Raw genomic sequence first — 25,604 nt, 5'->3', positions numbered from 1 at the left:
CAACGATCTTGACCACGGCCTGGAGACGCATGATTTCCATGATCATGCCGCCTCCAGGCCGTGATTTTGAGACCCGAACACCCCGTTGATGGCAAGCCGTGCCCGCTCGTGGCTGGACGGGACGAGGTGCGTGTACGTCCGGAGCGTGAAGCCGGGGTCGGAGTGGCCCAGGTACTCCGCCAGCTCCTTGACCGAGACGCCCTGGGAGAGCAGTACCGAGGCGTAGAAGTGCCTCAGCGCGTGCATCCCGTCCGCCCGCTTGCGGTAGATGAGACCGGCCTCCCGGAACGCGCCCAGCCAGACGACCTTGTGGAACAGGTCGCCGGTGTAGAGCCGCCCACCGTCCCCAGTGGCCAGCAGTCGGACCGTCACCAGGTCGCCCTCCGGGTCCTTCCACGGCAAGGTCACCTCGACCGGTGGGAAGAGCCGCATGTGCTCCCTGATCGCCCGCAGGACGCCACTGGCCAGCGGCACCACCCGCCGCTTCCCACCCTTGGGGAGCGCGAACACGAGCTGACCGCGAACCACCCTCAGTTGCCGCTGGACGCGCAGCACCATCCCGGCGTCGTCCACGTCGTCCGGTGACAGGCCGAGGATTTCGCCCTGCCGGAGACCGCAGCCAGCGCCGAGAGGGCAGACGATCGCGAAGCGCGGTTCGATCGCCCCTTCGATCTCCAACACGCGGTCTTCCGGCCAGACGACGATGTCAGGGCTGACCGACGTCGGCCGCTTGATCGTCTTGGCCTTGCACGGGTTCTCCGTGATCAGCTTGTCCTCAACGGCCGAGTCCATCACCGACGACACGATGGTGAACAGCACCGTTTTGTAGTTCTCGCTCAGTCGTTCCTGCTCCAGCACGCCGAGCCATTCCCGGACGGTTGCAGGCTTGATCTTGCCAACCGGCAGTTCGCCGAAGTGCGGGTAAATGCGACTCTCCAGCCGACTGTTGAGTGCTTCCCGCGTTGCGGCATCCGGCGATTGGGCTTTGATCCAGTTCTCCGCTTGAGTCTTGAACTTGCGCTTACCCGCTTTCGGGTCGACGTACTTGCCCTCCAGTTTGTTGGACTCCACTTCCAGCAGGAAGTCATCAGCCCGCCTCTTCTGTCTGTCCGGATAGCTCTTGCTCCTCTCGACTCCGCTCGGGTCCAGGTAGCGGACCCGGTAGCGGAGCCCCTGGCCGTACACCGAGGTCTTGACCTTGGTCACCTTCTTGGTGACCGGGTCCTCGACCTCCTTCCACCAGCGATCTTGAACATGCCCCACGGCACACTTCTCCTGTCTTCCGAATTGCCGAAACTTCTAGGCAGCCTGTTCGTCCGGCTGCTCGGCCCAGGCGCGGACCTTTGCGGGCACGTACCGCAGGTACTTCCCGACCTTCTTCACGGGCGGTCCGATGCGCTGCCACTTCCACTGGTAGAGCGTTTTGATCGGTACGCCCAGGAACTCCGAGACCTCTTCCACACCCCACAGAGGCTCAATGCTGGTCATGACTTCCCCCCAAGGCTGTCAAGCCGCTATCGAAGTTGCCGAAAGTTCAGGAGGCTCACCGGCCGCGAGCATCGCCCGGTCGTACTCCGCCTTCCACCGCGTTCGCTCTGCGATGGCGTGCATGAGCAGGTGCGCCCGTGGTGGCACGTTGGGGTCACCGGGCCGGACCTTGTGCCAGACGAGCTGGGACGTGTCGGGTTCCGGCTTCTCGATGCCGACCGCCGCCAAGGCCTCGATGACGAACCGCTTCCGGTCCGCCCGGTGGTCGGCCAGCGTCTTGCCCGACCACTTGCGCGACACCAGGACCCGCCGACCGGGTAGGCCGAGGGTGGTCGGCCGGTGCGCCCGCCCCTTGCAGTGCCCCGGAGTGGTTCGGGAGCCCGCTCCGCGTGGTTGGACGCCGTAGAGCAGCCAGACCGGGCAGCGGTCCGAGCAGGGCGTCACGGCCAACTCGTCCGCCAGGCGGTCCGCGTGCCTACGCTGCCGGTCGGTGCTCTGCTCGACCACCTCACCGATGGACTTGGTGAGGTACTTGGTCAGGTAGCCGATGTGGCGTCCGGCCTCCTCCGAGCCGCCCAGGATGCCCTTGGAGTGCACCTGACGGCCGAAGGTCACCACGTGCGCTGGCTCCTCCGCCGCCTCGACCGCATCCGCCCAGGCCGTCAGCGGCTCACGCGTGTCCGGGTCAACGAACGCTTCCGCGCGCGCGTCCCAGACCGGCAGGTGGTCACCGCTGTAGACGCGTTCGTCGTGCTTGGGCCACCACACCTGGTGGTAGGTGGCCGCCGTGACCAGGCGGATGGTCTCGTGCGGGATCGAACCGCGGACTGCCGCGTGCAGGTGCGGCGCCGCTCGTCGCTGGGGTTCGACGGTGGCGAAGTACTGCACGTCCCAGCCGACGACCCGCCGGAGGTTCTGCCACCACCGGTCAACCAGCGAGGCGAAGTGCACCGCGTCCCGAGCAGCCCGCCGATAGTCGTACGAGTCAGGGTCCACCGGGGTGCCGTCATCGCGCACCCGCCCGTACGTGTCCAGGGTGAGCGTGACGAACATCGACGGCCGGAACCCACCCGCGTACTCCCGCCCCACCGTCCGCTTCTCCACGCGCCGCCGAGGCAGATTCGGCGCGTCCTGACGCCGCTTCGTGGACCGCTTCACCGGCCGCTTGGAGGGTGCGTCGGGCGAGGGGAAACGGCCCCGGACACCGAGTTGCCGAAGTTCCGCGTCGACCGAGTGGATCTCCTCCCGCAGCTCGTCCGCGTGGCCCGCTTCGCCCAGCTCGACCGCGTCCCGGTACGCCTTGACCAGGTCGGCCCGGAACGTCATCAGCTCCGTCTCGTCCTGCGACGGCCGACGCGGGGTGAAGTCGGGTTCCTCGGCCATGTGCCAGCCCTCGCGGCACTGGGCCATCCGCAACGCCTTGGCTTTCCTGGCGCACGGCGCACAGACGCTCTCGACCGTCGACCCGCACGGCACCGCGACGTAGCGGACTTCGTAGCTGCCCCGGTCCTCGACCTCCATCGTGAACGGCCGCACACAGACGCCGTACTTCTCGGCGGCGGCCTTGGCCACGTCCACGGCGATGGGCTGACGCATCCGCTCCGCGCGAGTCTCGCCGGTCATGCCGCATCCCTCCCTTCGGTGCCGTCCGGTCGGTTCGGAAAGTCGTGCACGGTCGCGTCCGCCAGGTAGACGCCCAGCTCGACAAGATCGGCATCGGTGACGTGGAAGGCCCGAGCCCGTTCCGGCTCCCGCTGGCCGTCCTGCTTGACCCACGCCACGCCGGGCGTGTTCTCGCTGATCTCGTGCGCCGCCGCCCCGCGCTGACGGACACCGTCCCCAAGGACCATGTCCACCTGTTGCGGCTCGTCCAGGCGCAGCGCAACACGAGTGGTGAACAGGTGCCGGAAGGAGACGACCTCCTTGCGCGGGTCCTGCACCAGGCCCACGACCGCGTAGCCGGGCGCACGTCCCTGTGAGGTGATGGTCTGGATGGCCCGCGCGGCCCGCTCGCGGAGCTGCTTGTCCGGTTGGTAGGCGATCAAGTCCGCCAGCTCATCGACCACCAGGACCGTGAACGGCTCCCCGGTCGACCGTGCCCACAGCCGCCGGATACCCCGGTACCGAGTCGCCCGCTCCTTGACCTCCGTAGCGATTTCTTCAAGCAGGGCAACGGCTTCCGGTCCGTTGTCGTACACGACCCGGTCGAAGGCGTCGGGGCACTGCCCGAGTTCCATCCCGCCTTTCGGGTCGATCCCGATCAGCCGCACCAGGCCCGCACGAATGGCCGGGGCGAGCTGCCACACGATCGACCACAGGACCGATCCCTTGCCCGCACCGGGTACGCCGACGACGAGGACCTGTGAGCCGAGCAGTCGCAGTCGCCACGGCCTACCGGTCTCGGTCCGACCGACGACCACCCGCTTGAGATCCACGTCGGTCGAGTCCTCCAGCGCGGGCACCGGCAGCGGACGCGCCAGCGGGTCACGGTGGACGAAGTCCAGTTCGATCACCCGAGGCCGCAGTACTCGCACACGGCACGACCGAGCGCCGAACGAGTGCGCCAGGCCGTCCCGCCGCAGCTCCCAGGCTTCCGGAGACTGGGCCGGGACCATGCGCACCCGGACCCGGTCCCGCCAACCCTCCGACCGGACGCGCCGCAGCTTCGGCCGGTACTCGCGCCCACGGTCCCGCTTGGCGAGGTCCGCCAGGCGTACGACCGTGCGCCACTTCGGGGCGTACACCGTCGCCCGCCGCCACTCGGTCACCAGCCGGTACCAGCAGTGCCGCAGGAACGACGCCCGGTCGTACCCAGCCCACATGGCCAGTGTCGCGACCAGCGACAACAACGCCAACACCAGCGGCGACAGCCCGAACCGCCACCAGTACCAGGCCGCCGACGCCGGCACGAGCGTGACGACGGGGTAGCGCACAACGCCGAGCACCAGGCGCACGGCCCCGACGACCACGAGCCACACCAGCGCTACCAGGGCCGCAATCCACTTGGCCTTGCCCGGCACCAACATCCACCACGGCACACGAGGCCGCACACCCTCGAACGGAGCCAGATCAACCCACTTGCCGCCGCTCATCGGGCACCGCCGAAGTCCAGCTCCAGCGCCCCCAGGCAGCGGTTGCACTCGGTCTGCCCGACCAGCAGCCGCGCGAACCTCTTGCAGGTCTCGCAGCGCGTTCGGGTGACCCACTGTGGCGCACGCTTGCGCCCATGCCTTACCGTCATCGTTGTTCACTCCCACGCGGCGTGGACAACGCAGGAGCGGCGAGGTTGGTAGCCCGGTACCGCTCCTGCGTCTTACGGAAAGCGTTGAGCCGCAACAGGACGTGCGGCATCGCCACATGACCCACAGCGGATCACGCGGTCTGTCTAAACAGGACTCAGATCAGCTGTCACCCGCTTCCGTGCTGCTCCTGCGCGTGTAGGCGTCGGCCGCCCCGAAGATCACGCCCGAGGTGTCGGTCAGCCGCAGCGGCAGCGACCGGGGCATGTGTCGCGCCGGGATGCCCGCGTACAGCGCCAGGCCGTCCAACGCCCGCACATGCTCAGGCAACTCCACCCGCAACAGCAGGTCGAACGGGTCCAACTCCTCCCGGTGCCGAGCCGCCGCGCCCGCCAACAGCTCCAGCAGCGGCACACCCGTGACCTCGGCGTACATCTCCAACGCCGCCGGACTCGGCCCCCGCGACCCGTGCTCGATCTTCGAGAACATCGCCACCGACACCCCGAACCGCTCGGCCATGTCCACCGTCGAGACACCCCGCCGACGCCGTAACTGCCGAAGATGAGCGCCCAACACCTGGTAGTACACCGAGCGCCGTGCCGGCTGACGTGCGGCTTTACGCTCCTCGCTCACCGCCGACTCCCAGGCATCCACAACTGCGGAGCAGTCCCCAACACCAGACGCGGAGCCGTCCGGGCACCCGGAGCCGGAAGCCCGATCAACGCCTCCACCACCTCCGCCAGCGCCCCGGTCCGCTCCCACAGCAGCCCCGGCGGATCGCCGCCGTTCGACCGAAGACCCATTGCCTCCGTTGCCGACCGCACCCGTAGACAGTCCAGCCATCCGCCAGGCCAGGAGCGGAAGGCGTCGACTTGCTTGACGCCTTCTCCGTCCCGGTGGTGGATGAACGACCATCCCGCCGCCTCCAGCTCCGCGAGACGACCAAGCTCGGGAAACAGCCGCACCGCCGTGGCTGCCGCGCCGTTCACCGCTCCACCTCACCGGTCGAACGACTGCCCTTGATAACCGCTTCGTTCAGGCCTGCCTGGTGGTCGAAGGTGTCCGCCGCGTGCAGCGCCGCAGCCTTGGCCCACCAGGGGGATGCCTCCTGCGCAGCGAGCTGCCGCCACAACCAGGCGACCTCCCGGTAGGACGGAGCGATCCGAGCAGCGGCCTCCGGATCATCGGCGTTGGCGTAGCGGTTGGTCTCGTGCACCTCGCTGTAGCGCCGGTACGCGCTCTGCCACCGCGCCACCAACTGCTCAAGCTCGGCCACGGCTCATGCCGCCTTGGCGTCAGCGCTGCCGGCGTTCGACTTGCCCCCGCTCGGAGCCGACCCCGCCGACTTCCCCGCCGCCCGGAACCCGGTAGCCCGGAACAGGAACGACTGGTACTTGAACTCCCCGTTGCCCGCGACCCGAGGCTCAGCCGTCAGCCCGTCCAGCTCCACCGGCCGCATCCCCGGCAGCACCTCACCCGTGGTCGGCACCGGCTGCACGTCGGCCAGCAAGGTGACCTCGAAGCTCTTGCGCTTGGCGTTGGGCTCGTGCGGGTCGGTGACCGTCACCTTCCACTGCCGCTTGCCGGTCGACTCGTCCACCCGCTGACGCACCGGCCGACCCGCCGCCCTCTCCTCCCGCGTCTGGTACTCGACATCCGGCATGACCTCCCCGACCATCACCAGGCCCTGCGGGAAGGCGTCATCGAACGAGACGGGGAACCGGTACCCCTTGCTGATCGCCATCGGTGTCAACTCCTCTGACCGGGGCCGCTCTTGTGCGGCTTGCCCATCCAGATTCGTTGGCGATTCGTCCCGTCCCAGATCCGCCGCAGTCTCACCTGCCGCGCGCCTACCGCGTGTCGGACTCAAAAGAGTCTCGTCTTGGTCTCATCTCGGTGCTAGTCTCGACCGAACGCACCACGTGGGGGGAGACCACATGGCCACAGAGTCCACGCTGTTGAGAGTCCTACTGCGGCAACGCCACATGCAGGGGTACCGCACCTTCTGCAAGGAGTACGACCGCATCGCCAAGCAGCTCGACACCGACCTCATCGGCAAGTACCCGAGCAAGGCCCAGTTCTACCGCTGGCTCTCCGGAGACCTACTCGGCCTGCCCTACGCCGACCACTGCCGCATCCTGGAAAAGATGTTCCCCGGCTGGACCGCCGAACAACTCCTCACCCCACACGAGGGCGACACCGACAGCCTCATCACCCCGCCCCAACGCCCCGAGGCTTCCACCCACCCGGTACCGCGCCCGGTCCAGATGCCCCAACAGACCCGCCTGGCTGACGTCACCGCCGTCTACCCCAGTCGCTCCGAGTTCCTGCACAACGTCACCCCACGCGACCTGTTTGAGGGCGCACAGGAGATCCACATCGCTGGCCTGTCGCTCAACGTCCTGTGCCAGCAGTACTCCGACAAAGCCCTACTCGACTCCATCGAGACCGGCACCGTCATCAAGGCCCTGTTCCTCAACCCCAACGGCCACCACATCACCGCCCGCGAACACGAAGAGGGCCTACCCGAAGGCCACCTCTCCATGCTCACCCGCCTCAGCATCGAAGCCCTACGCCGAGTCGGCTCCAAGGTCTCGCCGGACGCGCGCGGCCAGCTCGACATCCGCGTCTACGACGAACCGATCCGCTACAACATCCTGATCACTGACCGGGCCAAGTGCGTGGTCCAGCCCTACTTGCCCGACGCCCGAGGTGTCGAGTCCCCCACCTTCGTGATCGAGAAGGACGACGCGGTACCAGGCCTGTTCGCCACCTTCTCCCAGGTGTTCGACTCAATGTGGGACCGCGCGAAGGAGACCGGGTGATGCGACCGCTCGACCAGTTGGCCAAGATCGCAGAGAAGGCCGTCAGCATCGGCAACGACCTGATCAAGACAACCCGCCCGCAAACTATTACGGAAAAGGCTGAACGGGATACGTTTACCGACGTTGATGTAAAGATTGAGCGTGCAGTTCGTTCCTATCTCGACGATGTTACGCCGGAAATTGGATTCTTTGGCGAAGAAGAAGGAGGTATCTTTCGGGTCGGCAATGATGAATGCATTTGGGCGCTCGACCCGATCGACGGGACGGCCAACTTTGTGCATGGTGTACCACTTTGTGGTGTTTCGCTGGCACTGATGCGTGGAGATCGCGCAGTGGTTGCCGCGATCGTGCTTCCATACCTAGACTTCTACTACTCGGCTGTTTCTGGGCAAGGGGCGTTCGTTAATGGAAAGCCCATCAGGGTTAGCAAGACAACTGATTTGCCAAAGGCGATAGTCGCCATAGGGGATTACGCGGTTGGTGTAGCGGCAGCGGAGAAAAATAAGCAGCGAGTCGCATTGACGGCTGCTCTGGCCGCTAGGGTTGAACGCATACGTATGTTTGGTTCAGCGGCTCATGATCTCGTTTGGTTGGCTGAAGGAAGAATTGACGGTGCTGTGATCTTGTCTAATAAGATCCACGATGTAGCGGCCGGAGTTTTGATTGCTCGTGAAGCAGGCGCTCGGGTGGTTGACAGTTCAGGACTCGACCACTCGTCGAGGTCAATGCATACGATTGCCGTAGCGCCGGGAGTGCTTCCAGGATTGCTGGAAGTTGTACAACCTATTTTAAAGTCGGATCGTGTTCAAGAGGTCGGAGAATTCGGTGCAGGCATCTGACTGGATTGCGTTAGGGGCTGCTACCGTGACAGCGGCCTCTGTTATCATTTCTGTAGTCGGTCTGCGCTATGCTCGAAAATCCGCGCGCGCTGCGGAGAGGCAAGCGGTAATGGCCGAGATCGCCAAGCTCGGATACGAGCAGATATCGCAACAAGTATCCGAAAGCATGAAAAAGTCGCCAATAGTTAAGCGTGGGCGCGGCAAGTCGGAACTTTTACGGATAGAGTCTCCAGGGCGGGCACATGTTCTCAGTCTCCTGGTAGGGCGATTCTTTGCCGGGTCCGCTATGCTTGCTTTCCTGGTGTCGTTTGTGGGGGCCCTGTTCGTTCTTTCATCGCTTAAAAAGCCGTCCGCAGCGTCGTCGGTATTAATCGGAGTCGGATCGGTGCTGATCGCCTATGTGGCGATCTACTTGTATGCATGCCTCCTGATTCGGCGCTGGAGTTGGCCGAGAGGGTGGTTTGTCGACACGTACAATGCGAACAGCTGGGAAATGGGTGTCATGTTTGCGCACTCCGATTTCCACACTCTTCCTCCGGATTTGCAGCACCAAGCGATCCCTTACATTAAGGCTCTGTATCCAGTCTGTGTAAACCTGAATATCGATCCGGAGTATCCAGGTGCTAAAAAAATTATCGAATCGGTTCGCGAAAAGCTAGAGGAGCTTGTGAACGAGGACAAGTTGAGGGTTCGAAAATCACTGCCACCACTTCCCGTTCTGCCAGCGGATAGCAAGTAACGCGGTGTCTGCTCCACGTGTTCTGCCGAACTTGGCTCTATGGGATCAAGGCGCGCCGCCTGGGGCGGCGCGCGGTCAGACACCGGCTCATGTTGGCACCGCCTCCCGCATCGCGGCACGCCGGGCTCCCGCTCCGCTCCGCCCGTCGGCCGCGCGCGGAGTCGGTGCACGTGGTCGGGATGGCGGCGCGCTACCAGGCGGGCCGTGAGCGACGAGCCTACTTCCGGCGACCGGACTCGGGACGATCGCGCGATCACGCAGCTCCTCGGAGCTGGGCACGGCGATCGACTGCCGCGACGGCTTCGCCGTCTTGCCATCGAGGAGGCTACTTGGCGACGAGCACCAGGCCCACGACGGCGAAGGGCATCACATCAACACGCCATGATCGGCAACGGCCAGCGGCACCGGGCCAAGACAGGCTGAGCGTGCCTTGGTCCGGTGCCGCTGGCCATAAGATCAACTTCGTGTCGAGGTGGTGGAGCGTCCGAGATCAGGCCGTCTACAGGCCGTCAGACGTTGGGCGATGGCGAGAACCGCCGAGAACTATCGAGAGATATAAGCCCAGGTAGACGCCTGATTCCAGGTCATACGATCTGGTCGCGTTTGACCAGGTGAGAGATCACCCAGATCTACGAGGGCACGAACCAGATCCAGCGCGTTGTGATGAGTCGCGCTCTGCTCAACCGCTAGAGCTGGAGGTGGCCCGGCTTCCTGATCACTCGGGGAGTCGGGCTGCCGGCTGTCGGGCCTCGGTGTTCTCCGGCCTGGGGCGCTTCGGCGTCGGGATGGCGCGGGTTTGGGCGGCTAGGTCTGGCCAGCTGCGTTGGTCTCGGCGGAAGACTGGGACGAAGAAGGTGCCCAGGAGGATCAGTGCCAGGACGCACAGGTCCACGGCGAACCACCACGCGGCTGGGGCCAGGGCGGCGTAGGTGATCAGGCCCGTGACGCCCAGGAGTTCGCGTAGGGCGATGCGTAGGGGGTTGGCGCGGGCGCCGTCTGCGCGGCGGATTTGGTAGCGCAGCAGCCAGCCGCCCAGTGTTCGGCCGCCTGTCACGGACGGTAGGGCTATGCGGATCGTTACGGCCAGGGCGACTGCCCACCAGCGGTCGTCGGCGAAGACCAGGTGGGTGATCACCACCAGCGTCACGAGGTCCACTGCCAAGGCCAGGAGTCGGCGGGGGACGGTCACCGTGTCGGACGGGGCGGTTGAGGTGTCCGGGTGGGGTACCGCGGGGACGACGAGTGCGGCCGGGGCGATCATCCAGCCCAGCAGGGAACCCGTGGTGTTGGAGATCAGGTCGTCGACGTCCGCGATGCGGTACGGGCACGGGTATGCGCCCAGGTTGCCGGTGTACTGGACGACCTCGACGGCTAGTGAGATGCCCAAGCCGGTCATGACCACCGCGAGCGGACCGCGGCCGTAGGACTTGCGCAGCACCACGCCCAATGGCATGAAGAGGGCGATGTTGAGGGCTTGCTGGAGGAACGCGGTCGAGGTGACCGCGGCCCCGACGCCGGAACGCCCGTTGGCCGCCATGTTGTTGCGGATATCGGTCACCCACTGGAACGGCGTGGTGGACAGCATCTCCTCGCCGGAGCACACCTCCGATGGCGACGGGAACGGCAGGAAGATCAGCGCCAACGCCACCAGGCCGTACGCCAGCAGTCCGTACAAAACCACTGCACGACGCGGCTCCACCCGGCCGAAGCGGTAGTAGTGCACCGCGATCAACGGCAGCAGGACCAGCGCACCGACGCCCACGAACGCCGCGAAGCCCGTCCGAACCGACTCCAGGTACGAGCTCAGCATGTCCACCGATCCGGTTCACCGTTCCGCGACGTAAGGTCAATCCGCTCATTAACCCCTCCGCGTGACCGTCAAACACGGTGCCGCCGAACGGACGCGGTCAGGTCGTGCTGGCCAGGTAGGTGACCAGGTACGTCGCCAGCCTGTCATAGCTGATGTCGGCGCCGTCCTTCATGCCCGTCTCGGTGGCCCGGTCGCGCGCCTCCCGTGACGGGAACTTCATCGTCTGGACGACGGTGGTGCGGTCGCCGTCGGGGATGAACTCGGTCGTGTTGACGGTCGGCGGCCACTCCGGGCCCCACGACTCGGTCTGGACGAGCCGCGACGACGGCGTGACCTCCAGGTACTCGCCGGTCATCGCCATCTCGGTGCCGTCGGCCCGCCGCCACACCATGTGCCACTGGCCGCCGGGCCGCAGGTCGATCTCGCACACCGGCATGGTCCAGCCGTCGGGGCCGAGCATCCAGTGGACGACGTGCTCGGGCTTGGTGAACGCCTCGAACACCAGCTCCTGCGGCGCGTCGAACGTCCTGGTGACGGCGACTTCCACGTCCGACGGGGTGCTCCACCGCGAAGTGTCAGTGGTCATGGTCCTGCTCCTTCATGCGCTCCAGGTAGGTGTCCAGGCGTCGGTAGCTGTCGTCCCAGAACCGGCGGAAGCCGTCGGCCCATTCGGTGACCTCGCGCAACGGTGTCGCGTCCAGCGTGCAGGGCCGCCACTGCGCATCACGACCGCGCGTGATGAGCCCCGCCCGCTCCAGCACCCGCAGGTGTTTGGAGACCGCCGGGCCGCTCATCGCGAACGGTTCGGAGAGTTCCTTCACGGTGGCCGCGCCCTCGGCCAGTCGGGCCAGGATGGCCCGGCGCGTCGGGTCGGCCAAGGCCGCGAAGGTGATGCTCAGTGCGTCGTCCGCCATGGCTGCCTAACCAGTTGGTTATCTAACTGACTGGTTTTCTACGCGCCTGTAGATCCGCTGTCAAGACCGCTCGTCAGCGCGAGAAGTGGTTGAAATTTCATATAACGTCGCCGTGACTGATCGCCAATGCGAAGGGGAATCGCAATGCTCAAGGACGTGGCAGCCCTCATCGGCCGGATCGGCGTGGGAGTGGTGTTCATCGCCCACGGCTGGCAGAAGGTCACCGAGTGGGGTCTCGACGGCACCGCCACCGCCTTCGCGGGCATGGGCGTGCCGCTGCCGACGCTGTCCGCCTGGTTCGCCACGATCGTCGAACTCGCGGGCGGCGCACTGCCGCGATCGCGGTCGGTTTCAACGGCGGGGCGCTGACCGCCGCCCGCCTGGTCAAGGGCAAGAAGGTCCACCAGGCCGCCTAGCGGCCGGGAGTCAGCCGACCAAGTCGAGGGTGGTCTGCTCACTGGCGCGGCGTGCGGCCAGCAGGTCCGGTGCGGGGTTGCTGCACTGCACCAGCGAACCGCCGCCCGCCAGCACGGCCAGGAAACCGTTCAGCACACCGTCCGGCAGAGTCCACTCCACAGTGGACAGCACACGGGACGTCGCGGTGATGCCCAAGGTCGAGGCCCGCTGGTGTGCCTCCTCCACCACCTCGTCCACAGTGGACTTCAGCAGCGCCGGGGTGGTGCCGGGAACCGGTTCCCACGGCGTGAAGTCGTCACCGAACACGCGCACGTCGTCGTTGTAGTCCACCGCCGCGCCGCTGCCCAACCCCATGGGGTGCAGCGACGCCACGGCCGTCACCAGAGCGCCGGGCGCCTCGCCGCCGGGTGCCACGATCGCCACCTTCGCGCCCGCCGGGTCGTCCGTCACGGCCGCGCCGCACCACCACGCGCCCAGCAGCACGCCGGCCGTCTGCCAGTGCGCGGGCAGCAGCACGGCCACCGGGTCGCCCGGCTCCACGTCGTGCTCGTCACGCAGCCAGTTCGCCGTCTTGGCCGCCCAGTTCCGGATGGTGGCCCGCGACAGCTCCACCCGCGTGCCGGCCGCGTCGTCGTAGTGAGTGATCAGGGGACGGCCGGGATTCGCCGCGAACAAGGGCGCGAACAGGGCATCCGTGACGGTCATGCGCCAACCTTGCCACGCCCGCCCCCAACCCACCCGCCGACCCTCACCCACCAAGCCCACAACTCACCCGTCCCGAGCGTTCAACTCACCCGTTCTGAACGTTGGACACGCGCGTTCTGAACGTTGGACACGCGCGTTCTGAACGTTGGACACGCGCGTTCTGAACGTTGGACACGCGCGTTCTGAACGTTGGACACGCGGGACTTGGGGGTTCGACTCTCGAGGGGCTTGTGGTTAGTCGACGCAGGGTGGGCCTTGGAGAGCCGCCGCCGCCCGTGGTCGGCCGTCCAGGGACACCAGTCGGTCTCCGCCGAACTTCTGCGTGGGAGTGGTGGTGGGGGTGGGGGTTTGGGTGGTGGTTTTTTCGCCCAGTAGTTGGGCTACGTAGGCTTTTACCTGGGCCGGGTCCACGGTGACGATGCTCTGGCCGCGGTCGTTGCGGGCGCCCACGCCGGTCACCGGGATGGTGCCGAACTCGACGTTGCCGCCGGCCAGGCCGCGCGCTTGTGAGGCGAACGTCGCCAGGTCCAGCTTCTCGTCCACCACGATGGACTTGCTCACCGCGTCCAGCAGGCCGGATAGGCGCGCCGGGTCGGTGAGGGTGCCGGCCGACATCAGCTTCGACATCGCCGCCGACATGAACACCTGCTGCCGGGTGATCCGCCCCAGGTCCCCGTTCGGGATGCCCTTGCGCTGCCGCACGAACGCCAGCGCGTCACCGCCGGAGATCGACTGCACGCCGGCGCGGAAGTTCGCGCCCGAGTCCGGGTCGGAGGTGGCCTGCTTCAGGCACACGTCCACGCCCCCGATCACCTCGGTGAGCAGGTAGAACCCGTAGAGGTTGATCTCCGCGTAGTGGTCCACCCGCACCCCGGTCAGGTCCTGCACCACCTGCACCAACGCCCGGCGCCCGGCCTGGTCGCCCTGCCTGGAGCGCTCGGTCAGGTCGGACACGCCCTCCCTGGCCAGGCGTTCCATGGTGAAGAACTTGGTCACCCCGTACGCCGAGTTGATCTTCTCCTCGCGGTGGTCCGGGATGGGCACGTAGGTGTCACGCGGGATGGAGACGGCGTGCGCCTTGCCGCCGTTGTGCGGCACCCGCATGACGATGATCGTGTCCGTGTTGAGCGTGTCCGTCGCCTCGGTGCGCAACTGCCGCAGCACCTGATCCGGCAGCGGCCTGCCCTGCGCGTCGGTGCGGCTGTCGCTGCCCACCAGCAGGATGTCGGTCGCGCCGTCGGCCACGGGTGGCGCGTTGGGCACGTCCGACAGCTCGGCCAGCACGTCGGTCGTGTTCACGCTCTCCTGCACGCGCTTCAACGTCGACCAGCCGTACCCGGACGCCACCAACACCGCCGCGGACAGCAGCACGAGCAGCGCGCGCCCGACGATCACCGCGGCCTTCACCGACGTTTCCTCCTACGAGTGGGATGTCCGATCAGGCTAACCACCTCCAGCCGATCGGACGTCGGGTTCACCAGGAGTTGGGTGTTCAGTTGACGCAGACCACACCGTCGGCGGTGATCGGCGGGGTGGAGGTGGTCGTCGGCACGGTCGTCGTTCCGATATCGCCCGCCGACGCCGGGTCGGACTGGTCCGGCGGTGCGTAGTCGGCACCGACGTACACCTGAACCTGCCCTCTTGGCACGGAGTCGTCCTCGACGGCCTCGGCGTTACCGCCTAGGGCGAGGATCACCCTGTCGGCACTGGAACGCTCACCCGGCGCGTACCGGACGGACGTCGTGTCCGCGTACGTCCCGGTCGCCGCTTCACCCCGGCCGAATCCCTGCTGCACCAACATGTCCAGCACGCTCGCCGCCATCCGGGCCACCCCGGCGGAGTTGTAGACGTGCACGGTGATCGCCGACGGGGGCGGTCCGACCGGGGTCGTGGTGGCGGGCGCCTTCGACGGGCTGTTGTCGGTCGCCAGGTCCTTGATGAACTGCCGCACCTGCGCCGGGTCGACCGGCAGCACGTTGCCGTCGGTCCAGGTGTCCATCGGGTCGCCGACCGGGATCGTGCGGAACTCGATGTTGCCCGACGCGAGCCCCTGCATCTGCCCGGCGAACTCGGTGATGTTCCACCCCTCGCTGATCACGACGGACTTCTTCACCGCGTCCAGCAGGCCGGACAACGCCGCCGGATCGGTCAACGTCCCGGTGGACAGCACCTTGCGCGCCAGCGCCCCGATGAACACCTGCTGCCGCACGATCCGGTCCAGGTCGCCGCCGGGCAGCCCGCCGCGCTGGCGGACGAACGACAGCGCCTGCGCGCCCGCGATGGTCTGCCGGCCCGCCGGGAAGTTCGCGCCCGAGTCGCGGTCGCGCGTCGGGTTGGTCAGGCACACCTCGACACCGCCGAGAGCCTTGGTCACCTCGTAGAAGCTGGCCAGGTTGACCTCGGCGTACCGGTCGACGGTGATGGCGCCACCGGTCAGGCCCTCGATCGTCTTGCGCAACGTCACGCGGCCGGCCAGCGTCGACTCCAGTTCGATGCGGGCCTCGTCGGTCACGCCGTTGTCGCGCAACCGCTGCGCCGTCTCGTTCTTCTGCCGGGCCATCGCCGAGTTCAGCTTGTGCTTGCCGAACCCGTCCGCGATCTCCACGTACGCGTCGCGCGGGAACGAGATGGCCACCGCACGCGTGCCGTCCTGGGGGATGTGCACCAGGATCATCGTGTCGGTGTTCAGCGTGCCGTCCGCCACACCACCGTTGAGCAGCGCCAACACCTCGTCGGACAGCGGGTTGCCCTGCGCGTCCGTGCGGCTGTCGACGCCGACCAGCAGGATGTCGACCGCGCCGTCGAGGGGCTTGCGGGGCACACCGTCGGCATCCTCGGTGACCGAGGAGGCGATGACGTCGGTCGTCGTGATGTCGTCGTCGATGTTGCCGAGGTAGTACCAGCCGTACCACGTGACGACGAGCACAGCCGCCGATACGAGCGCCAACAGTGAACGGCCGGTGATCGCCAGGACACGAAGCGCAGTCGATCCACCAGCCGATCCACCAGCTGATCCACCGGCTGATTCGGGCGGACTCCTGTCCACTGCCTGCCTCCCCCGTGCGTCCAGGCTGTCTGGTCGAGATCAATGGCGGAGCGGTAGACCGCATCGCACATTCCTCTTATACGGGAGACGCTGTAACAACCAGGTGGGTTGCACGGTTAAGGCTAGTGACAGACTTGCCGCCGGGGCGGAACTTCTAGGAGGGCACTGAGCATGCGCGTACTGGTTACGGGTGGGGCCGGGTTCATCGGTTCGCACTACGTGCGGGAGTTGGTGAGCGGTGCGTACCCGGCCTACGCCGACGCCGAGGTGGTGGTGCTGGACAAGCTCACCTACGCGGGCAACGAGGCGAACCTGGCGCCGGTCGCGGACGACCCGTGGCTGACCTTCGTCCAGGGCGACATCTGCGACCGCGAGCTGGTCTCCGACCTGATGAGCCGCACGGACGTGGTGGTGCACTTCGCCGCCGAGTCCCATGTGGACCGTTCGATCTCCGGTTCGGCGGACTTCGTGCTGACCAACGTGCTGGGCACCCAGACGCTGCTGCAAGGCGCGCTGGAGGGCGGTGTGGCGAAGTTCGTGCACGTGTCCACCGACGAGGTGTACGGCACCATCGATGAGGGCTCGTGGACCGAGGACCACATCCTGGAGCCGAACTCGCCGTACGCGGCGTCCAAGGCGTCGTCGGACCTGCTGGCCCGGTCGTTCTTCCGCACGCACGGGCTGCCGGTGAGCATCACCCGGTGCTCGAACAACTACGGTCAGTACCAGTTCCCGGAGAAGGTCATCCCCTTGTTCGTCACCAACCTGCTGGACGGCAGGAAGGTGCCGCTGTACGGCGACGGGCTCAACGTGCGCGACTGGCTGCACGTGGACGACCACTGCCGGGGCATCCAGCTGGTGGTGGAGGGCGGTCGCGGTGGCGAGATCTACAACATCGGCGGCGGCACCGAGCTGACCAACCGGGAGCTGACCGGGCGCCTGCTGGAGGCGACCGGGCGGGACTGGGACTCGTTCGTCGAGCCGGTCACCGACCGCAAGGGCCACGACCGGCGGTACTCGGTGGACATCACCAAGATCAGCGCCGAGCTGGGGTACGCGCCCCGGGTCGACTTCACCGAGGGCCTGGCGGCCACCGTCCAGTGGTACCGCGACAACCGGTCGTGGTGGGAGCCGCTCAAGCAGCGCGCCGCGATGGCCGGCTGATGGCGCTCGCACTCCTGGTGCCCGGTGGCCGCGGCCAGCTCGGGCAGGACGTGGTGGCGGCGGCCTCCAGCGCATCCGGTGCGTTCGGTACCTCCGGTGACGGTCTGGTGCACGCGCCGTCGTCGGCCGAGCTGGACCTGACCGACCCGTCGGCGGTGGCGGACGCGGTGGCCGTGTTCGCCTCCACCGCGCGTGATGCCGGGTTCCGGCCGGTGGTCGTGAACGCGGCGGCCTACACCGCGGTGGACGCGGCGGAGACCGACTTCGACCGGGCGTTCGCGGTCAACGCTTCGGGGCCGGGCTACCTGGCCACGAGCTGCCGTGAGCACAACGTGCCGCTGCTGCACGTGTCGACCGATTACGTGTTCCCCGGTGACGGGACGCGGCCGTACGAGCCGTCCGACGAGACCGGGCCGCGGTCGGCGTACGGGCGGACGAAGCTCGCCGGCGAGGAACGCGTTCTGTCCACTTGGGACCGTGCGTGGGTCGTGCGCACGGCGTGGGTCTACGGCGAGCACGGCGCGAACTTCGTGAAGACGATGGCACGTCTCGCCGCCGACCGGGAAACACTGTCCGTTGTGGACGATCAGGTCGGCTCGCCGACGTGGTCGCTGGACCTGGCGCACGGGTTGGTGGAGTTGGCCGCCCTGGTGTCCTCCGGCGCCACGCCGTCACGGGTGCTGCACGCGACCGGCGACGGCGAGACCACGTGGTGCGGGTTCGCCCGCGCGATCTTCGCCGAGCTGGGCCTGGACCCGGAGCGCGTGCGCCCGTGCACCACCGCCGACTTCCCACGGCCCGCGCCGCGTCCGGCGTACTCGGTGCTGTCCGGCAAGGCGTGGGCGGACGCGGGGTTGACGCCGCTGCGGCACTGGCGGGAGGCGCTGACGGCCGCGGTGGCCGCCCACGCGGTGCCCTGAACCGGTTGTGTGAACGGGCCGTACATCCCAGTGAGTCATTCGCGGATGAGCTGGGAGGTCGCATGCGACACAGCATGGACACGGATGTGTTTCGGCAGACCGCCCACAGCCCGTCGTACTTCGAGTTGAGTCGGAAACTGGGGGAGGGTGCGCGGGAGCTGGTGGACTTCTGCATCCCGTGCAACCCGTACTTCCCCAGCCCGGAGATGTTCTCCTTCCTGTCGCGCAACCTCGAATCGGTGTTGAAGTTCTACCCGAGCGACTCGGGCGCGATCGCCGCGAAGCTGTCGTCGGTGTTGGGGCTGAACCCGGCGACGGTGGCGATGTCGAACGGGTCGACCGAACTGATCACGTGGATCGACCACTTGTGGGTGCACGAGTCCATCGCGATCCCGATCCCGACCTTCGGGCGGTGGACCGATCAGTTCCTGGAGACCGGCAAGCGGGTGGACATGTTCCTGCTGCCGGAGAGCGACGGGTTCGAGCTGGACTTGGACGCGTACGTGCACTTCATCCGTTCGCGCGGGTCGCGGGTGGCGGTGCTGTGCAACCCGAACAACCCCGACGGCGGGTACCTGCCGCGGCGCGAGGTCGTGCGGTTCCTGGACGAGCTGTCGGACCTGGACCTGGTGATCGTCGACGAGTCGTTCATCGACTTCGTGGAGGTCGAGCGGAACCCGTCGGTGGCGGCGGAGGCGGCGATCCGGTCGAACGTGGTGGTGCTGAAGTCGTTGGGGAAGAACTTCGGGCTGCACGGGGTGCGGTTCGGGTACATGGTGGCCAACCCCGGGCTGGCGCGGAAAATGGCTTCGTCGCTGCCGAAGTGGAACCTGAACTCGTTGGCCGAGGCCGTGGTGTTCATGTTCAAGGAGCACGCGGACGAGTACGCGGAGAGCTTGGTCAAGCTGTCGATGGACCGGTACCGGATGGGTATCGAGCTGGGTCGCATCCCGGAGCTGGACGTCTTCTCGTCGCAGGCGAACTTCATCCTGGTGAAGCTGCCGGGCGATGTCACCGGGGCCGAGATGCGGGACTACCTGCTGCTCAAACACCAGGTGTTCGTACGGGAGTGCTCCAACAAACTGGGGCTCAGCGGCCAGTACCTGAGGCTGGTCGTACGGCCTGAGGCGGACGTGGAACGGCTGGTCAGCGGCATGAGAGCGTTCTCGCAGGCCCGGTGGGACGTCGACCGGCCGACCTTGGTGTCCTGAGGGCGGGGCGGTGTCAGTCGGGCGCCGGCTTGCCCAGTTCCTTGCGCAGCATCGTCCCGCGTGGTCCGAACCCCGCTGATGCGTAGAAGCGGACGGCGTTCTGGTTCAGCGTGAGGATGCCGGCGTAGATGGTCGACACACCTCGTTCCGAGGCGGCTCGTTCCGCCTCCCTGAGCAACGCCTTTCCCACGCCCCGGCCGCGATATCCGTCCAGAACGACCGTGTGGACGTCGGCTGCCCGGCGTGGCACCGCGATCTGATGCTCGGGTGGGTCCGGTAGGGGGACCAGTTCCGCCATGCCCGCGATCCCGCCGTCCACCTCGGCTACGAAGATCAGCACGTCCGACCCGCCAGAGAGGACGTCCTCGAAGTGCCTCCGGACGACGTCGGCGTCGGGCAGTCGGTAGACGGCGGGGTCGAGCTGGATGTGCCTCTCAGCATTCGCCAGACGCAGGCGGACCAGCGCGGCCACGTCCTCTCGCACGGCTGCCCTGACCATGATCGACACAGCGCAGCCTCTCAGGCGGGCTGCCAGTCGACGCCGGTGGGGCGCTTGGCCGTGGCCAGGAAGTCCTTGAGGGCGGCGGCCAGGGCTTCGACCGGGACGCCGGCGCCGGCCGGGTAGTCGACGTACTCGGAGCGGTACTCGGGGGAGGAGGGCTCGCCCTTCAGCGTCGAGTAGTCGTGGTCCGGGTCGGCGTAGGTGAGGTAGCCGTAGCCGTTGTGGATGGCGGCGGCGACGTCGTGGTCGGGGATCTTGGTGGTGCCGGGCTCGCCCAGCAGGCCCTCGGTGTCGGTGATGAGCTCGCGGTCCTGGTGCTCGATCACGGCCGGGCCCGCCCCGGGGTCGGCCAGGCGGCTCAGGAGGGTGTCGACGTCCTCCGGCGTGCTGACGGTCAGTTCGTCGGCCGCGTCGGCGTCGTTCTGGTCGATGGTCGGCCACACAGCCGTGAAACTCATGGCCAGGATCATCGCAGTGGACGCGGTGAGTGACCACCTGAGGGGTGCCGTTGGGCCGTTGGGGTGGAGTCGGAAAAACGCACTAGTTTTGCCCTCAAGCGGTGCGAGAACCTTTCGCCCATGTCCGCGCTCGGGCGATCCCCTGAAGCGACCGCACCTCGTCCTGAAGGCGAGCGTCAGCGGTTCCTGCGTCGCGTTTGTGCCGTGACCGGTTCACGGCAGATCTCGTGGAGCGTGCTCAAGACCCCGCAGGCAGACGGCCGGCCGGGACCCTCATAGGACCTCACGCCGCTCCACGCCACGCACGTCGGACGTCCAGCCGTCACCTCATGGCCGCCAGGAAGGCTGCCCAGGTGGTGCGGGGGACGGTGAGGGTGCCGGTGGTGGGCGTTTTGCTGTCCCTGATGCCGACGACGGTGGAGGAGTGCGCCACCTCGACGCAGCTGGAGTTGGCACCGCTGAAGGTGGACTTGTGCCACATCCCGAAGGTCAGCTCCGACGCTCCCATTCGCTGTGCTCCTCCTTGAGGTACTTGCGCAGCAACGTCAGCGAGTCCTGCGGGCTCAGCGCGGTGCTGCACAGGTGTAGGAAGGCCAGCCTATACCGCTCAACATCAGGTTCTTCTTCGAGAAACAGGGTGCCCGTGAGGTGATCGACGGCCACCGCACCGAACCCGTCGTCGAACTGGAAGCAGTCGAACGGCACGCCCATCGATACGTGCTCACCTGCACGCGTGGGAATCACTTGGAACTGCACGTTCGGCAGCGCTGCGAGTTCCAGTAACCGTGAGAGTTGGGCGACGTGCACGTCCCGGCCGCCCATCGCGCGGAGAAGCGCCGCTTCGGTGATGACCGCCCACACCGACAGATCGCCGGCCAGTACGCGCTCTTGCCGGGTGGTGCGGAGTTCGACTCGGTGCTCGATGAGGTCTTCGGTGATCTGCGGAAGACCCGTGCGGATGACGGCGCGGGCGTAGTCGGGCGTCTGGAGCAGGCCGGGGATCAGGTCGATCTGGAAGTTGGAGACGCTGACCGAGTCGGTCTCCAGCTCGGCGAAGTCGATGTTCTCCGGGTTCGCCACGCCGTGGTAGCTCAAGTACCAGCCGCGCGTCTTCGCGTTGCGGGCCAGGGTGACCATGCTCTCGGTGGTGTGGTCGCTCGCGCCGTAGAGCTGGCAGAGCAAGCGCACTTCCTCGGGCTTCACCCCGGACTGGTTGGTTTCGATCTTGCTGATCTTCGGGTGTTTGCAGTCGAGCTGACTGGCCGCGTCCTCGACGGTCTTGCCGGCCTGGGTGCGCAGCTGGCGCAGGCGGCGGGCGAGGCGGCGTTGTTTCGCGGTCGTGGCCATGTATTCCCCGATCGAGTGGAAACAGGAACAATGTTCCCGCTTAGCTTGCGCTACCACGACGGTACGCAGCAACCTAACAGAACAGTTTCCACACGATCGAGGAGGGTGTTGTGGCTGTTCAGATGGCACACGTGCGAGGGGACACGCCGCTGAGGGCGTGGGTGGACGACGAGACCGAGACCGTGTGTCTCTCCCTCGGCCCACCACCGGGCCAGGTCGTCCTCGGGCTCAGTCAGCGCGGCGCGTGCCGACTACTCGAAGCCGTCCAGCGCGAACTCAAGATCCTCGACCCGACCGGCTACGACTGCGACGACTGCCTGGACACCGGCGAACAGTGGATTCCCATGTCCCGTGGCGCCGCGACCGTCCGCGCCTGTCACTGCCCCGCGGCACGCCGGTAAGCCGACACCGTCTTCTCCGCCGTCTTCCGCCACGTGAACTCCGCCGCGTGCGTCCGCCGTGCCATCTGGTCGGCGGGCGTGGGCGGGGCCTCCACCGCGTCCACCATGGCCGAAGCCAACGCCTCCACGTCATCCACCGGCACGTGCACCGCGTGCCCACCGGCCACCTCGCGCAACGCCGGCACGTCCGTGCACACCACGGGCACGTTGCACGCCAACGCCTCCAGCACCGGCAGCCCGAACCCCTCGTCGCGCGACGGCAGCACCAAAGCCGCCGCCCCCGCCACGACACTCCTCAGATCGACATCGCTCAAGTACCCGGTCCGCATCACGCGATCATCCGAACTGACCACGTGCGGCCCCGCCAGCACCAACGGCGGCAACGACGGCCGCGCCGCATGGGCGGTCAGCAGAGTACCCAAGCCCTTGCGCGGCCCGCCGGCCCCCACGAACAGCAAGTACTCCGACGGCAGCCCCAACCGCGCACGCAGAGCAGGCGACGGCGACCGAGCGGCGAACCACGCGGCATCGACACCCAGCGGCGTCACCACGATCTTCGACTCCGGCACGCCCAACCGCTCCATCACGACCTCCGCCACCGCACGCGTCGGTGTGCAGATGACGTCCGCCCGGGAAGCCGACTGCTGCACCAACTCCGGCAGTCGGCGGTCCGACGGCGGCAGGTCACCCGGCGTGTCCAGGAACGCCAGGTCGTGGATGGTCGTGACGCCACCCGCCCTGAGCACGGGCGGGAGGATGAAGTTCGTCGCGTGCATGACATCGGTCGGCCCGGCCAGGAACTCCACCGGCGGGAACGGCATGCGCAGCCAGAACTGCCGCAGCAACTGAGCCGACACCGGCAACCCGCGCGCCACCACGTCGTGCGGCAGCACGGTCCGCAACGCCCGCCACCCGCGCAACGTGAACGCGACCGCCCGCACGTCGACCTCGTCCCGCATCGACGCCAGCTCCTCGGCCAACGCCGCCGTGTACCGGCCGATCCCGGTCCGCTGCCCGAGCAGCGGGGTGCCGTCGAGCAGCACCCGCAACGGCCTAGCCACGGCCGCGCAACTTCTTCAGCACCCGACCGGTCGCCCGACGCGCCACCTCGCCGGCACCGCCCGCGTTCAGGTACTCCTTGACCAGCTGCACGTCCCGCTGCACCTTCTCCCGCCGTCCGAGCGGCCGGTTGCGCACCATGAACGACGACCCCGGCAGGCGGTCGGCGGCGGGCCGGGGGTTGCGGCAGAACTCCGTCAGCGGCGCGAGCACGTTCTCCCAGGTGAACCGCTCCCGCACCACAGCGATCCGCTCGACACACCCGGCGGCGAAATCGGCGTCGTACATGACCTTTTCGAGGGCATCGGCCAACGCGGAAGCGTCCTCCGAAGGCACCACTACGCCCAGGTCCTCGCGCCGCACGAGATCGGCGAACGAGTCACCGTCCGTGGTCACGATCGGCAGCCCGGCCCACAGGTAGTCCAGCACCCGGGTCCGGAACGCGAACGTCGTCTCCACGTGCTCGTAGTGCGTGGTCACGCCCGCGTTCGCGTCGAGCAGCCAGTTCTGCCGCTCCTGGTACGGCACCCACGTCTCGTTGAAGAACACGTGCGACCCCACGAGGTCCAGCCGCTTGGCCAACGCGCGGGTCTGCCCGGCGATGTCCATGTCCGGCACCTCGGGGTTCGGGTGCTTCATGCCCAGGAACACCAGCCGCACGTCCGACCGGCGGGTCCGCAGCTGGTCCATCGCGTGCACCAGGGTCAGCGGGTCGAACCAGCTGTAGACGCCGCCGGCCCACAGCACGACCTTGTCCGTCTCGGCGATGCCCAACGTCGAGCGCAACCCCGGCCCGGTGCGCTGCGGCGGCTTGCCGGGCAACCCGAACGGCACCTCGGCCAGCAGTGACCGCGTGGTGGGGTCGTTGTCGTACAGCGAGGGCGTGAGCCTGCCCGACGCGGTCAGGTGGCCGAGCCAGAAGTGCCGCTGCCGCTCCGACGCGCACAGGAAGAAGTCACCGCGGGCCAACTGGTTGTTGATCACCTTGGTGACCCCGACCAGGTCGAGTCCGCGTTGTTCGTCGGTGTCGTCCTTGCCCTGTTCCAGCAGCTCCAGGTGCATCGGGTCGTAGATGTCGCAGACCACGATCTTGCCGGACTCGGGCTTCTTCAGCTCCGGCAGGAACTCCAGCACGTGACCCTGCAGCACGATCACGTCGGCCCACTCGACCTGCGCTCCGAGGTCCCGTCGCTGGACCTTCAGCACCGGGAACGGCGCGTCGGGCGGCGCGCACAGCGGGTTGACCGTGACCAGCCGGACCTCGTGCTCGCCGGCCAGCACGTCGGCCATGTTCCAGGCCCGGATCGCGGGGCCGGCCATCTTCTCCGAGATGGCGTCACCGGTGATCACCAGCACCCGGCGCGGCCGGCCGAACACCTCCTCCAGCCCGAACACGTCGACCAGCACGTCGTGCGCGGCCAGGTAGCGGGGCAGCGGGTAGGCGGGCTCCATCGCCTTGCGCATCAACGGCAGCAGGTCGGCGTCCGACAGCCGGCGCGCGGCCTGCTCGGCCTGCCGCGACTCGGCCAGCGACGGCAGCATCTCCACGAACTGGTCGATCGCCAGGAACCCGGCCAGCGCCTGCCGCGACACCGGCACCGGCGCGCGGTCGTTGGCGGGGTTGTCCGGACGGCGGGTGATCTCCAGCTGGGTGGCGTCCAACTCGCCGCGCGCGGTGGCCCGGCGGACCACCAGGGCCAGCGCGGCGGGCAGCACCTTGGCCAGCGTCTCGTCGGAGAAGTTCTTGTAGAGCGAGGCGAGGGCGTTGCGCTCCAGCAGGTACAGCTCACGGCTCGTGTCCACAGTGGACATCGAGGCGTGGTGCTTGTGGAAGGTCAGCGACGTGGGCACGTAACGGATGCGCCAGCCGCGCAGGTTCATCCGCCAGCCGAGGTCGACGTCCTCGTAGAACATGAAGAACCGCTCGTCGAAGCCGTCCAACTCGCGGAACACCGAGGTCCGCACCACGAGCGCCGAGCCGGTGCCGAACAGCACGTCACGCGGGGTGTCGTGGGTGCCGTCGTCCGGCCGGCCCGCGTGCCGCTTGTAGCCCATGCCGAACCAGGTCAGGCCGCCGTCCACGAAATCGATCTCGCGGCCGTCCCAGTCGAGCACCTTGCTCGCCACCGCGCCCACGGCGGGCTCGACGCGCAGCACCCGCGCCGCCTCGCGCAGCCACTGGGCGTGCGGGCGGGCGTCGTTGTTGAGGAACGCGACGACCGAACCACGGGCGGAACGCACGCCCAGGTTGCAGCCGCCCGCGAAGCCCAGGTTGGCCGGCGCCTCGATCACCTCCGCGTTCGGCGCGGCGGCCCGGATGCGGTCCGCGCTGCCGTCGCCCGATGCGTTGTCGACCACGATGACCTGGAGTTTGTCCTCCGGGTAGTCGAGGTCGCCGAACAGCGCGCGCAAACAGGCGATGGTGTCCTCGGCGCCGCGGTAGTTCACGACGACCACCGATACTTCGGGCAGGCTCCCTTGCTCCACGTGCTAACTCTGCCTCATCACGCTCCGCAGCGG

General features: G+C 67.5%; 28 protein-coding genes. 8 read left to right on the top strand and 20 right to left on the bottom strand.

The window, feature by feature from the left end:
• Positions 1–42 precede the first annotated feature (42 nt).
• The 8 genes from ALI22I_RS35440 to ALI22I_RS35405 all read right to left on the bottom strand — a co-directional run bounded on the left by ALI22I_RS35440 (position 43) and on the right by ALI22I_RS35405 (position 6,471).
• Positions 43–1,263, bottom strand: a complete 1,221-nt coding sequence (locus ALI22I_RS35440; protein ID WP_077009889.1) for a site-specific integrase — start codon at positions 1,261–1,263, stop codon at positions 43–45.
• 36 nt (positions 1,264–1,299) lie between these two features.
• The gene (locus ALI22I_RS35435) at positions 1,300–1,488 is read right to left on the bottom strand and encodes a helix-turn-helix domain-containing protein (protein WP_077009888.1); all 189 of its coding nucleotides are present in this window, start codon (positions 1,486–1,488) and stop codon (positions 1,300–1,302) included.
• A gap of 18 nt (positions 1,489–1,506) precedes the next feature.
• Complete coding sequence (locus ALI22I_RS35430) at positions 1,507–3,111, bottom strand: replication initiator (RefSeq protein ID WP_077009887.1); 1,605 nt, start codon at positions 3,109–3,111, stop codon at positions 1,507–1,509.
• Positions 3,108–4,580 (bottom strand): FtsK/SpoIIIE domain-containing protein, encoded by a 1,473-nt coding sequence (locus tag ALI22I_RS35425; protein WP_077009886.1) that lies wholly within the window; start codon positions 4,578–4,580, stop codon positions 3,108–3,110. Before ALI22I_RS35425 ends, ALI22I_RS35430 begins: the two co-directional genes overlap by 4 nt.
• Positions 4,581–4,889: 309 nt before the next feature.
• Positions 4,890–5,360, bottom strand: coding sequence for a helix-turn-helix domain-containing protein (locus ALI22I_RS35420; RefSeq protein ID WP_179118469.1), 471 nt, complete (start codon positions 5,358–5,360; stop codon positions 4,890–4,892).
• Positions 5,357–5,716 (bottom strand): hypothetical protein, encoded by a 360-nt coding sequence (locus tag ALI22I_RS35415; protein ID WP_077009884.1) that lies wholly within the window; start codon positions 5,714–5,716, stop codon positions 5,357–5,359. The genes ALI22I_RS35420 and ALI22I_RS35415 overlap by 4 nt, the downstream gene beginning before the upstream one ends.
• Positions 5,713–6,003, bottom strand: a complete 291-nt coding sequence (locus tag ALI22I_RS35410; RefSeq protein ID WP_077009883.1) for a hypothetical protein — start codon at positions 6,001–6,003, stop codon at positions 5,713–5,715. Before ALI22I_RS35410 ends, ALI22I_RS35415 begins: the two co-directional genes overlap by 4 nt.
• A 3-nt stretch (positions 6,004–6,006) precedes the next feature.
• The gene (locus tag ALI22I_RS35405) at positions 6,007–6,471 is read right to left on the bottom strand and encodes a hypothetical protein (protein ID WP_077009882.1); all 465 of its coding nucleotides are present in this window, start codon (positions 6,469–6,471) and stop codon (positions 6,007–6,009) included.
• 193 nt (positions 6,472–6,664) lie between these two features.
• On the opposite strand from ALI22I_RS35405, the gene ALI22I_RS35400 reads away from it, so the two are divergent.
• The 3 genes from ALI22I_RS35400 to ALI22I_RS49865 are packed head-to-tail and all read left to right on the top strand — an operon-like array spanning position 6,665 to position 9,130.
• Positions 6,665–7,552 (top strand): DUF5919 domain-containing protein, encoded by an 888-nt coding sequence (locus tag ALI22I_RS35400; RefSeq protein WP_077009881.1) that lies wholly within the window; start codon positions 6,665–6,667, stop codon positions 7,550–7,552.
• The gene (locus ALI22I_RS35395; RefSeq protein ID WP_077010167.1) at positions 7,552–8,391 is read left to right on the top strand and encodes an inositol monophosphatase family protein; all 840 of its coding nucleotides are present in this window, start codon (positions 7,552–7,554) and stop codon (positions 8,389–8,391) included. Before ALI22I_RS35400 ends, ALI22I_RS35395 begins: the two co-directional genes overlap by 1 nt.
• Complete coding sequence (locus tag ALI22I_RS49865) at positions 8,354–9,130, top strand: hypothetical protein (RefSeq protein WP_143532602.1); 777 nt, start codon at positions 8,354–8,356, stop codon at positions 9,128–9,130. Before ALI22I_RS35395 ends, ALI22I_RS49865 begins: the two co-directional genes overlap by 38 nt.
• A 715-nt stretch (positions 9,131–9,845) precedes the next feature.
• Here ALI22I_RS49865 and ALI22I_RS35390 read toward each other — a convergent pair.
• The 3 genes from ALI22I_RS35390 to ALI22I_RS35380 form a co-directional block, all read right to left on the bottom strand.
• Complete coding sequence (locus ALI22I_RS35390) at positions 9,846–10,940, bottom strand: VanZ family protein (protein ID WP_143532601.1); 1,095 nt, start codon at positions 10,938–10,940, stop codon at positions 9,846–9,848.
• Between the two features lie 97 nt (positions 10,941–11,037).
• Positions 11,038–11,526 carry an SRPBCC family protein gene (locus ALI22I_RS35385; protein ID WP_077009879.1) on the bottom strand — a complete coding sequence of 163 codons (489 nt, stop codon included), beginning with the start codon at positions 11,524–11,526 and terminating at the stop codon, positions 11,038–11,040.
• Complete coding sequence (locus ALI22I_RS35380) at positions 11,516–11,854, bottom strand: ArsR/SmtB family transcription factor (RefSeq protein ID WP_077009878.1); 339 nt, start codon at positions 11,852–11,854, stop codon at positions 11,516–11,518. Before ALI22I_RS35380 ends, ALI22I_RS35385 begins: the two co-directional genes overlap by 11 nt.
• Positions 11,855–11,998: 144 nt before the next feature.
• Between ALI22I_RS35380 and ALI22I_RS35375 the strand changes: the two genes are divergently transcribed.
• Positions 11,999–12,223 (top strand): DoxX family protein, encoded by a 225-nt coding sequence (locus ALI22I_RS35375; RefSeq protein ID WP_077009877.1) that lies wholly within the window; start codon positions 11,999–12,001, stop codon positions 12,221–12,223.
• Between the two features lie 57 nt (positions 12,224–12,280).
• On the opposite strand, the gene ALI22I_RS35370 is transcribed toward ALI22I_RS35375, so the two are convergent.
• The 3 genes from ALI22I_RS35370 to ALI22I_RS35360 form a co-directional block, all read right to left on the bottom strand.
• On the bottom strand, positions 12,281–12,976 hold the full coding sequence (locus ALI22I_RS35370) for a TIGR03089 family protein (RefSeq protein ID WP_077009876.1): 696 nt from the start codon (positions 12,974–12,976) through the stop codon (positions 12,281–12,283).
• Between the two features lie 234 nt (positions 12,977–13,210).
• A complete protein-coding gene (locus ALI22I_RS35365) occupies positions 13,211–14,383 on the bottom strand; it encodes an LCP family protein (RefSeq protein ID WP_077009875.1) in 1,173 nt (390 codons plus the stop codon).
• Between the two features lie 85 nt (positions 14,384–14,468).
• Positions 14,469–15,923: an LCP family protein gene (locus ALI22I_RS35360; protein ID WP_179118467.1), complete on the bottom strand. Its 1,455-nt coding sequence runs from the start codon at positions 15,921–15,923 to the stop codon at positions 14,469–14,471.
• A gap of 270 nt (positions 15,924–16,193) precedes the next feature.
• Here ALI22I_RS35360 and rfbB point away from each other — a divergent pair, with 270 nt between their 5' ends.
• The 3 genes from rfbB to ALI22I_RS35345 all read left to right on the top strand — a co-directional run bounded on the left by rfbB (position 16,194) and on the right by ALI22I_RS35345 (position 19,317).
• Entirely contained in the window at positions 16,194–17,186 is a 993-nt protein-coding gene (gene rfbB / locus ALI22I_RS35355) for a dTDP-glucose 4,6-dehydratase (protein WP_077009873.1), read from the top strand.
• Positions 17,186–18,106 carry a dTDP-4-dehydrorhamnose reductase gene (gene rfbD, locus ALI22I_RS35350; protein WP_077009872.1) on the top strand — a complete coding sequence of 307 codons (921 nt, stop codon included), beginning with the start codon at positions 17,186–17,188 and terminating at the stop codon, positions 18,104–18,106. The genes rfbB and rfbD overlap by 1 nt, the downstream gene beginning before the upstream one ends.
• Before the next feature lie 74 nt (positions 18,107–18,180).
• Positions 18,181–19,317 (top strand): pyridoxal phosphate-dependent aminotransferase, encoded by a 1,137-nt coding sequence (locus tag ALI22I_RS35345; RefSeq protein WP_077009871.1) that lies wholly within the window; start codon positions 18,181–18,183, stop codon positions 19,315–19,317.
• 13 nt (positions 19,318–19,330) lie between these two features.
• On the opposite strand, the gene ALI22I_RS35340 is transcribed toward ALI22I_RS35345, so the two are convergent.
• The 4 genes from ALI22I_RS35340 to ALI22I_RS35325 form a co-directional block, all read right to left on the bottom strand.
• Entirely contained in the window at positions 19,331–19,801 is a 471-nt protein-coding gene (locus ALI22I_RS35340; RefSeq protein ID WP_179118466.1) for a GNAT family N-acetyltransferase, read from the bottom strand.
• A 35-nt stretch (positions 19,802–19,836) separates the two neighbouring features.
• Positions 19,837–20,277 (bottom strand): Imm1 family immunity protein, encoded by a 441-nt coding sequence (locus ALI22I_RS35335; protein WP_077010166.1) that lies wholly within the window; start codon positions 20,275–20,277, stop codon positions 19,837–19,839.
• Positions 20,278–20,599: 322 nt separating this feature from the next.
• Positions 20,600–20,785, bottom strand: a complete 186-nt coding sequence (locus ALI22I_RS35330) for a DUF397 domain-containing protein (RefSeq protein WP_077009869.1) — start codon at positions 20,783–20,785, stop codon at positions 20,600–20,602.
• A complete protein-coding gene (locus ALI22I_RS35325; protein ID WP_143532599.1) occupies positions 20,767–21,696 on the bottom strand; it encodes a helix-turn-helix domain-containing protein in 930 nt (309 codons plus the stop codon). Before ALI22I_RS35325 ends, ALI22I_RS35330 begins: the two co-directional genes overlap by 19 nt.
• A 38-nt stretch (positions 21,697–21,734) precedes the next feature.
• Here ALI22I_RS35325 and ALI22I_RS35320 point away from each other — a divergent pair, with 38 nt between their 5' ends.
• Positions 21,735–22,025, top strand: a complete 291-nt coding sequence (locus ALI22I_RS35320) for a hypothetical protein (RefSeq protein WP_077009867.1) — start codon at positions 21,735–21,737, stop codon at positions 22,023–22,025.
• Here ALI22I_RS35320 and ALI22I_RS35315 read toward each other — a convergent pair.
• Positions 22,001–23,086 carry a glycosyltransferase family 4 protein gene (locus ALI22I_RS35315; RefSeq protein ID WP_077009866.1) on the bottom strand — a complete coding sequence of 362 codons (1,086 nt, stop codon included), beginning with the start codon at positions 23,084–23,086 and terminating at the stop codon, positions 22,001–22,003. The two genes, ALI22I_RS35320 and ALI22I_RS35315, sit on opposite strands and share 25 nt — an antisense overlap.
• On the bottom strand, positions 23,079–25,571 hold the full coding sequence (locus ALI22I_RS35310; RefSeq protein WP_077009865.1) for a glycosyltransferase: 2,493 nt from the start codon (positions 25,569–25,571) through the stop codon (positions 23,079–23,081). Before ALI22I_RS35310 ends, ALI22I_RS35315 begins: the two co-directional genes overlap by 8 nt.
• Between the last annotated feature and the right edge of the window lie 33 nt (positions 25,572–25,604).

Origin of the sequence: Saccharothrix sp. ALI-22-I, assembly GCF_001984175.1 — a bacterium.
In the GTDB taxonomy this organism is placed as follows: domain Bacteria; phylum Actinomycetota; class Actinomycetes; order Mycobacteriales; family Pseudonocardiaceae; genus Actinosynnema.
The sequence above is the reverse complement of the archived record's forward strand: the minus strand, read 5'-3'. Positions and strand labels throughout refer to the sequence as shown.

Bases quoted from the DNA above. Each gene is read 5' to 3' on its own strand.
- ALI22I_RS35435 (WP_077009888.1), bottom strand. From the start codon at position 1,488: ATGACCAGCATTGAGCCTCTGTGGGGTGTGGAAGAGGTCTCGGAGTTC.
- ALI22I_RS35330 (WP_077009869.1), bottom strand. From the start codon at position 20,785: ATGGGAGCGTCGGAGCTGACCTTCGGGATGTGGCACAAGTCCACCTTC.
- ALI22I_RS35335 (WP_077010166.1), bottom strand. From the start codon at position 20,277: ATGAGTTTCACGGCTGTGTGGCCGACCATCGACCAGAACGACGCCGAC.
- ALI22I_RS35430 (WP_077009887.1), bottom strand. From the start codon at position 3,111: ATGACCGGCGAGACTCGCGCGGAGCGGATGCGTCAGCCCATCGCCGTG.
- ALI22I_RS35425 (WP_077009886.1), bottom strand. From the start codon at position 4,580: ATGAGCGGCGGCAAGTGGGTTGATCTGGCTCCGTTCGAGGGTGTGCGG.
- ALI22I_RS35390 (WP_143532601.1), bottom strand. From the start codon at position 10,940: ATGCTGAGCTCGTACCTGGAGTCGGTTCGGACGGGCTTCGCGGCGTTC.
- ALI22I_RS35385 (WP_077009879.1), bottom strand. From the start codon at position 11,526: ATGACCACTGACACTTCGCGGTGGAGCACCCCGTCGGACGTGGAAGTC.
- ALI22I_RS35380 (WP_077009878.1), bottom strand. From the start codon at position 11,854: ATGGCGGACGACGCACTGAGCATCACCTTCGCGGCCTTGGCCGACCCG.
- ALI22I_RS35370 (WP_077009876.1), bottom strand. From the start codon at position 12,976: ATGACCGTCACGGATGCCCTGTTCGCGCCCTTGTTCGCGGCGAATCCC.
- ALI22I_RS35395 (WP_077010167.1), top strand. From the start codon at position 7,552: ATGCGACCGCTCGACCAGTTGGCCAAGATCGCAGAGAAGGCCGTCAGC.
- ALI22I_RS35400 (WP_077009881.1), top strand. From the start codon at position 6,665: ATGGCCACAGAGTCCACGCTGTTGAGAGTCCTACTGCGGCAACGCCAC.
- rfbD (WP_077009872.1), top strand. From the start codon at position 17,186: ATGGCGCTCGCACTCCTGGTGCCCGGTGGCCGCGGCCAGCTCGGGCAG.
- ALI22I_RS35345 (WP_077009871.1), top strand. From the start codon at position 18,181: ATGGACACGGATGTGTTTCGGCAGACCGCCCACAGCCCGTCGTACTTC.
- ALI22I_RS35405 (WP_077009882.1), bottom strand. From the start codon at position 6,471: ATGGCGATCAGCAAGGGGTACCGGTTCCCCGTCTCGTTCGATGACGCC.
- rfbB (WP_077009873.1), top strand. From the start codon at position 16,194: ATGCGCGTACTGGTTACGGGTGGGGCCGGGTTCATCGGTTCGCACTAC.
- ALI22I_RS35375 (WP_077009877.1), top strand. From the start codon at position 11,999: ATGCTCAAGGACGTGGCAGCCCTCATCGGCCGGATCGGCGTGGGAGTG.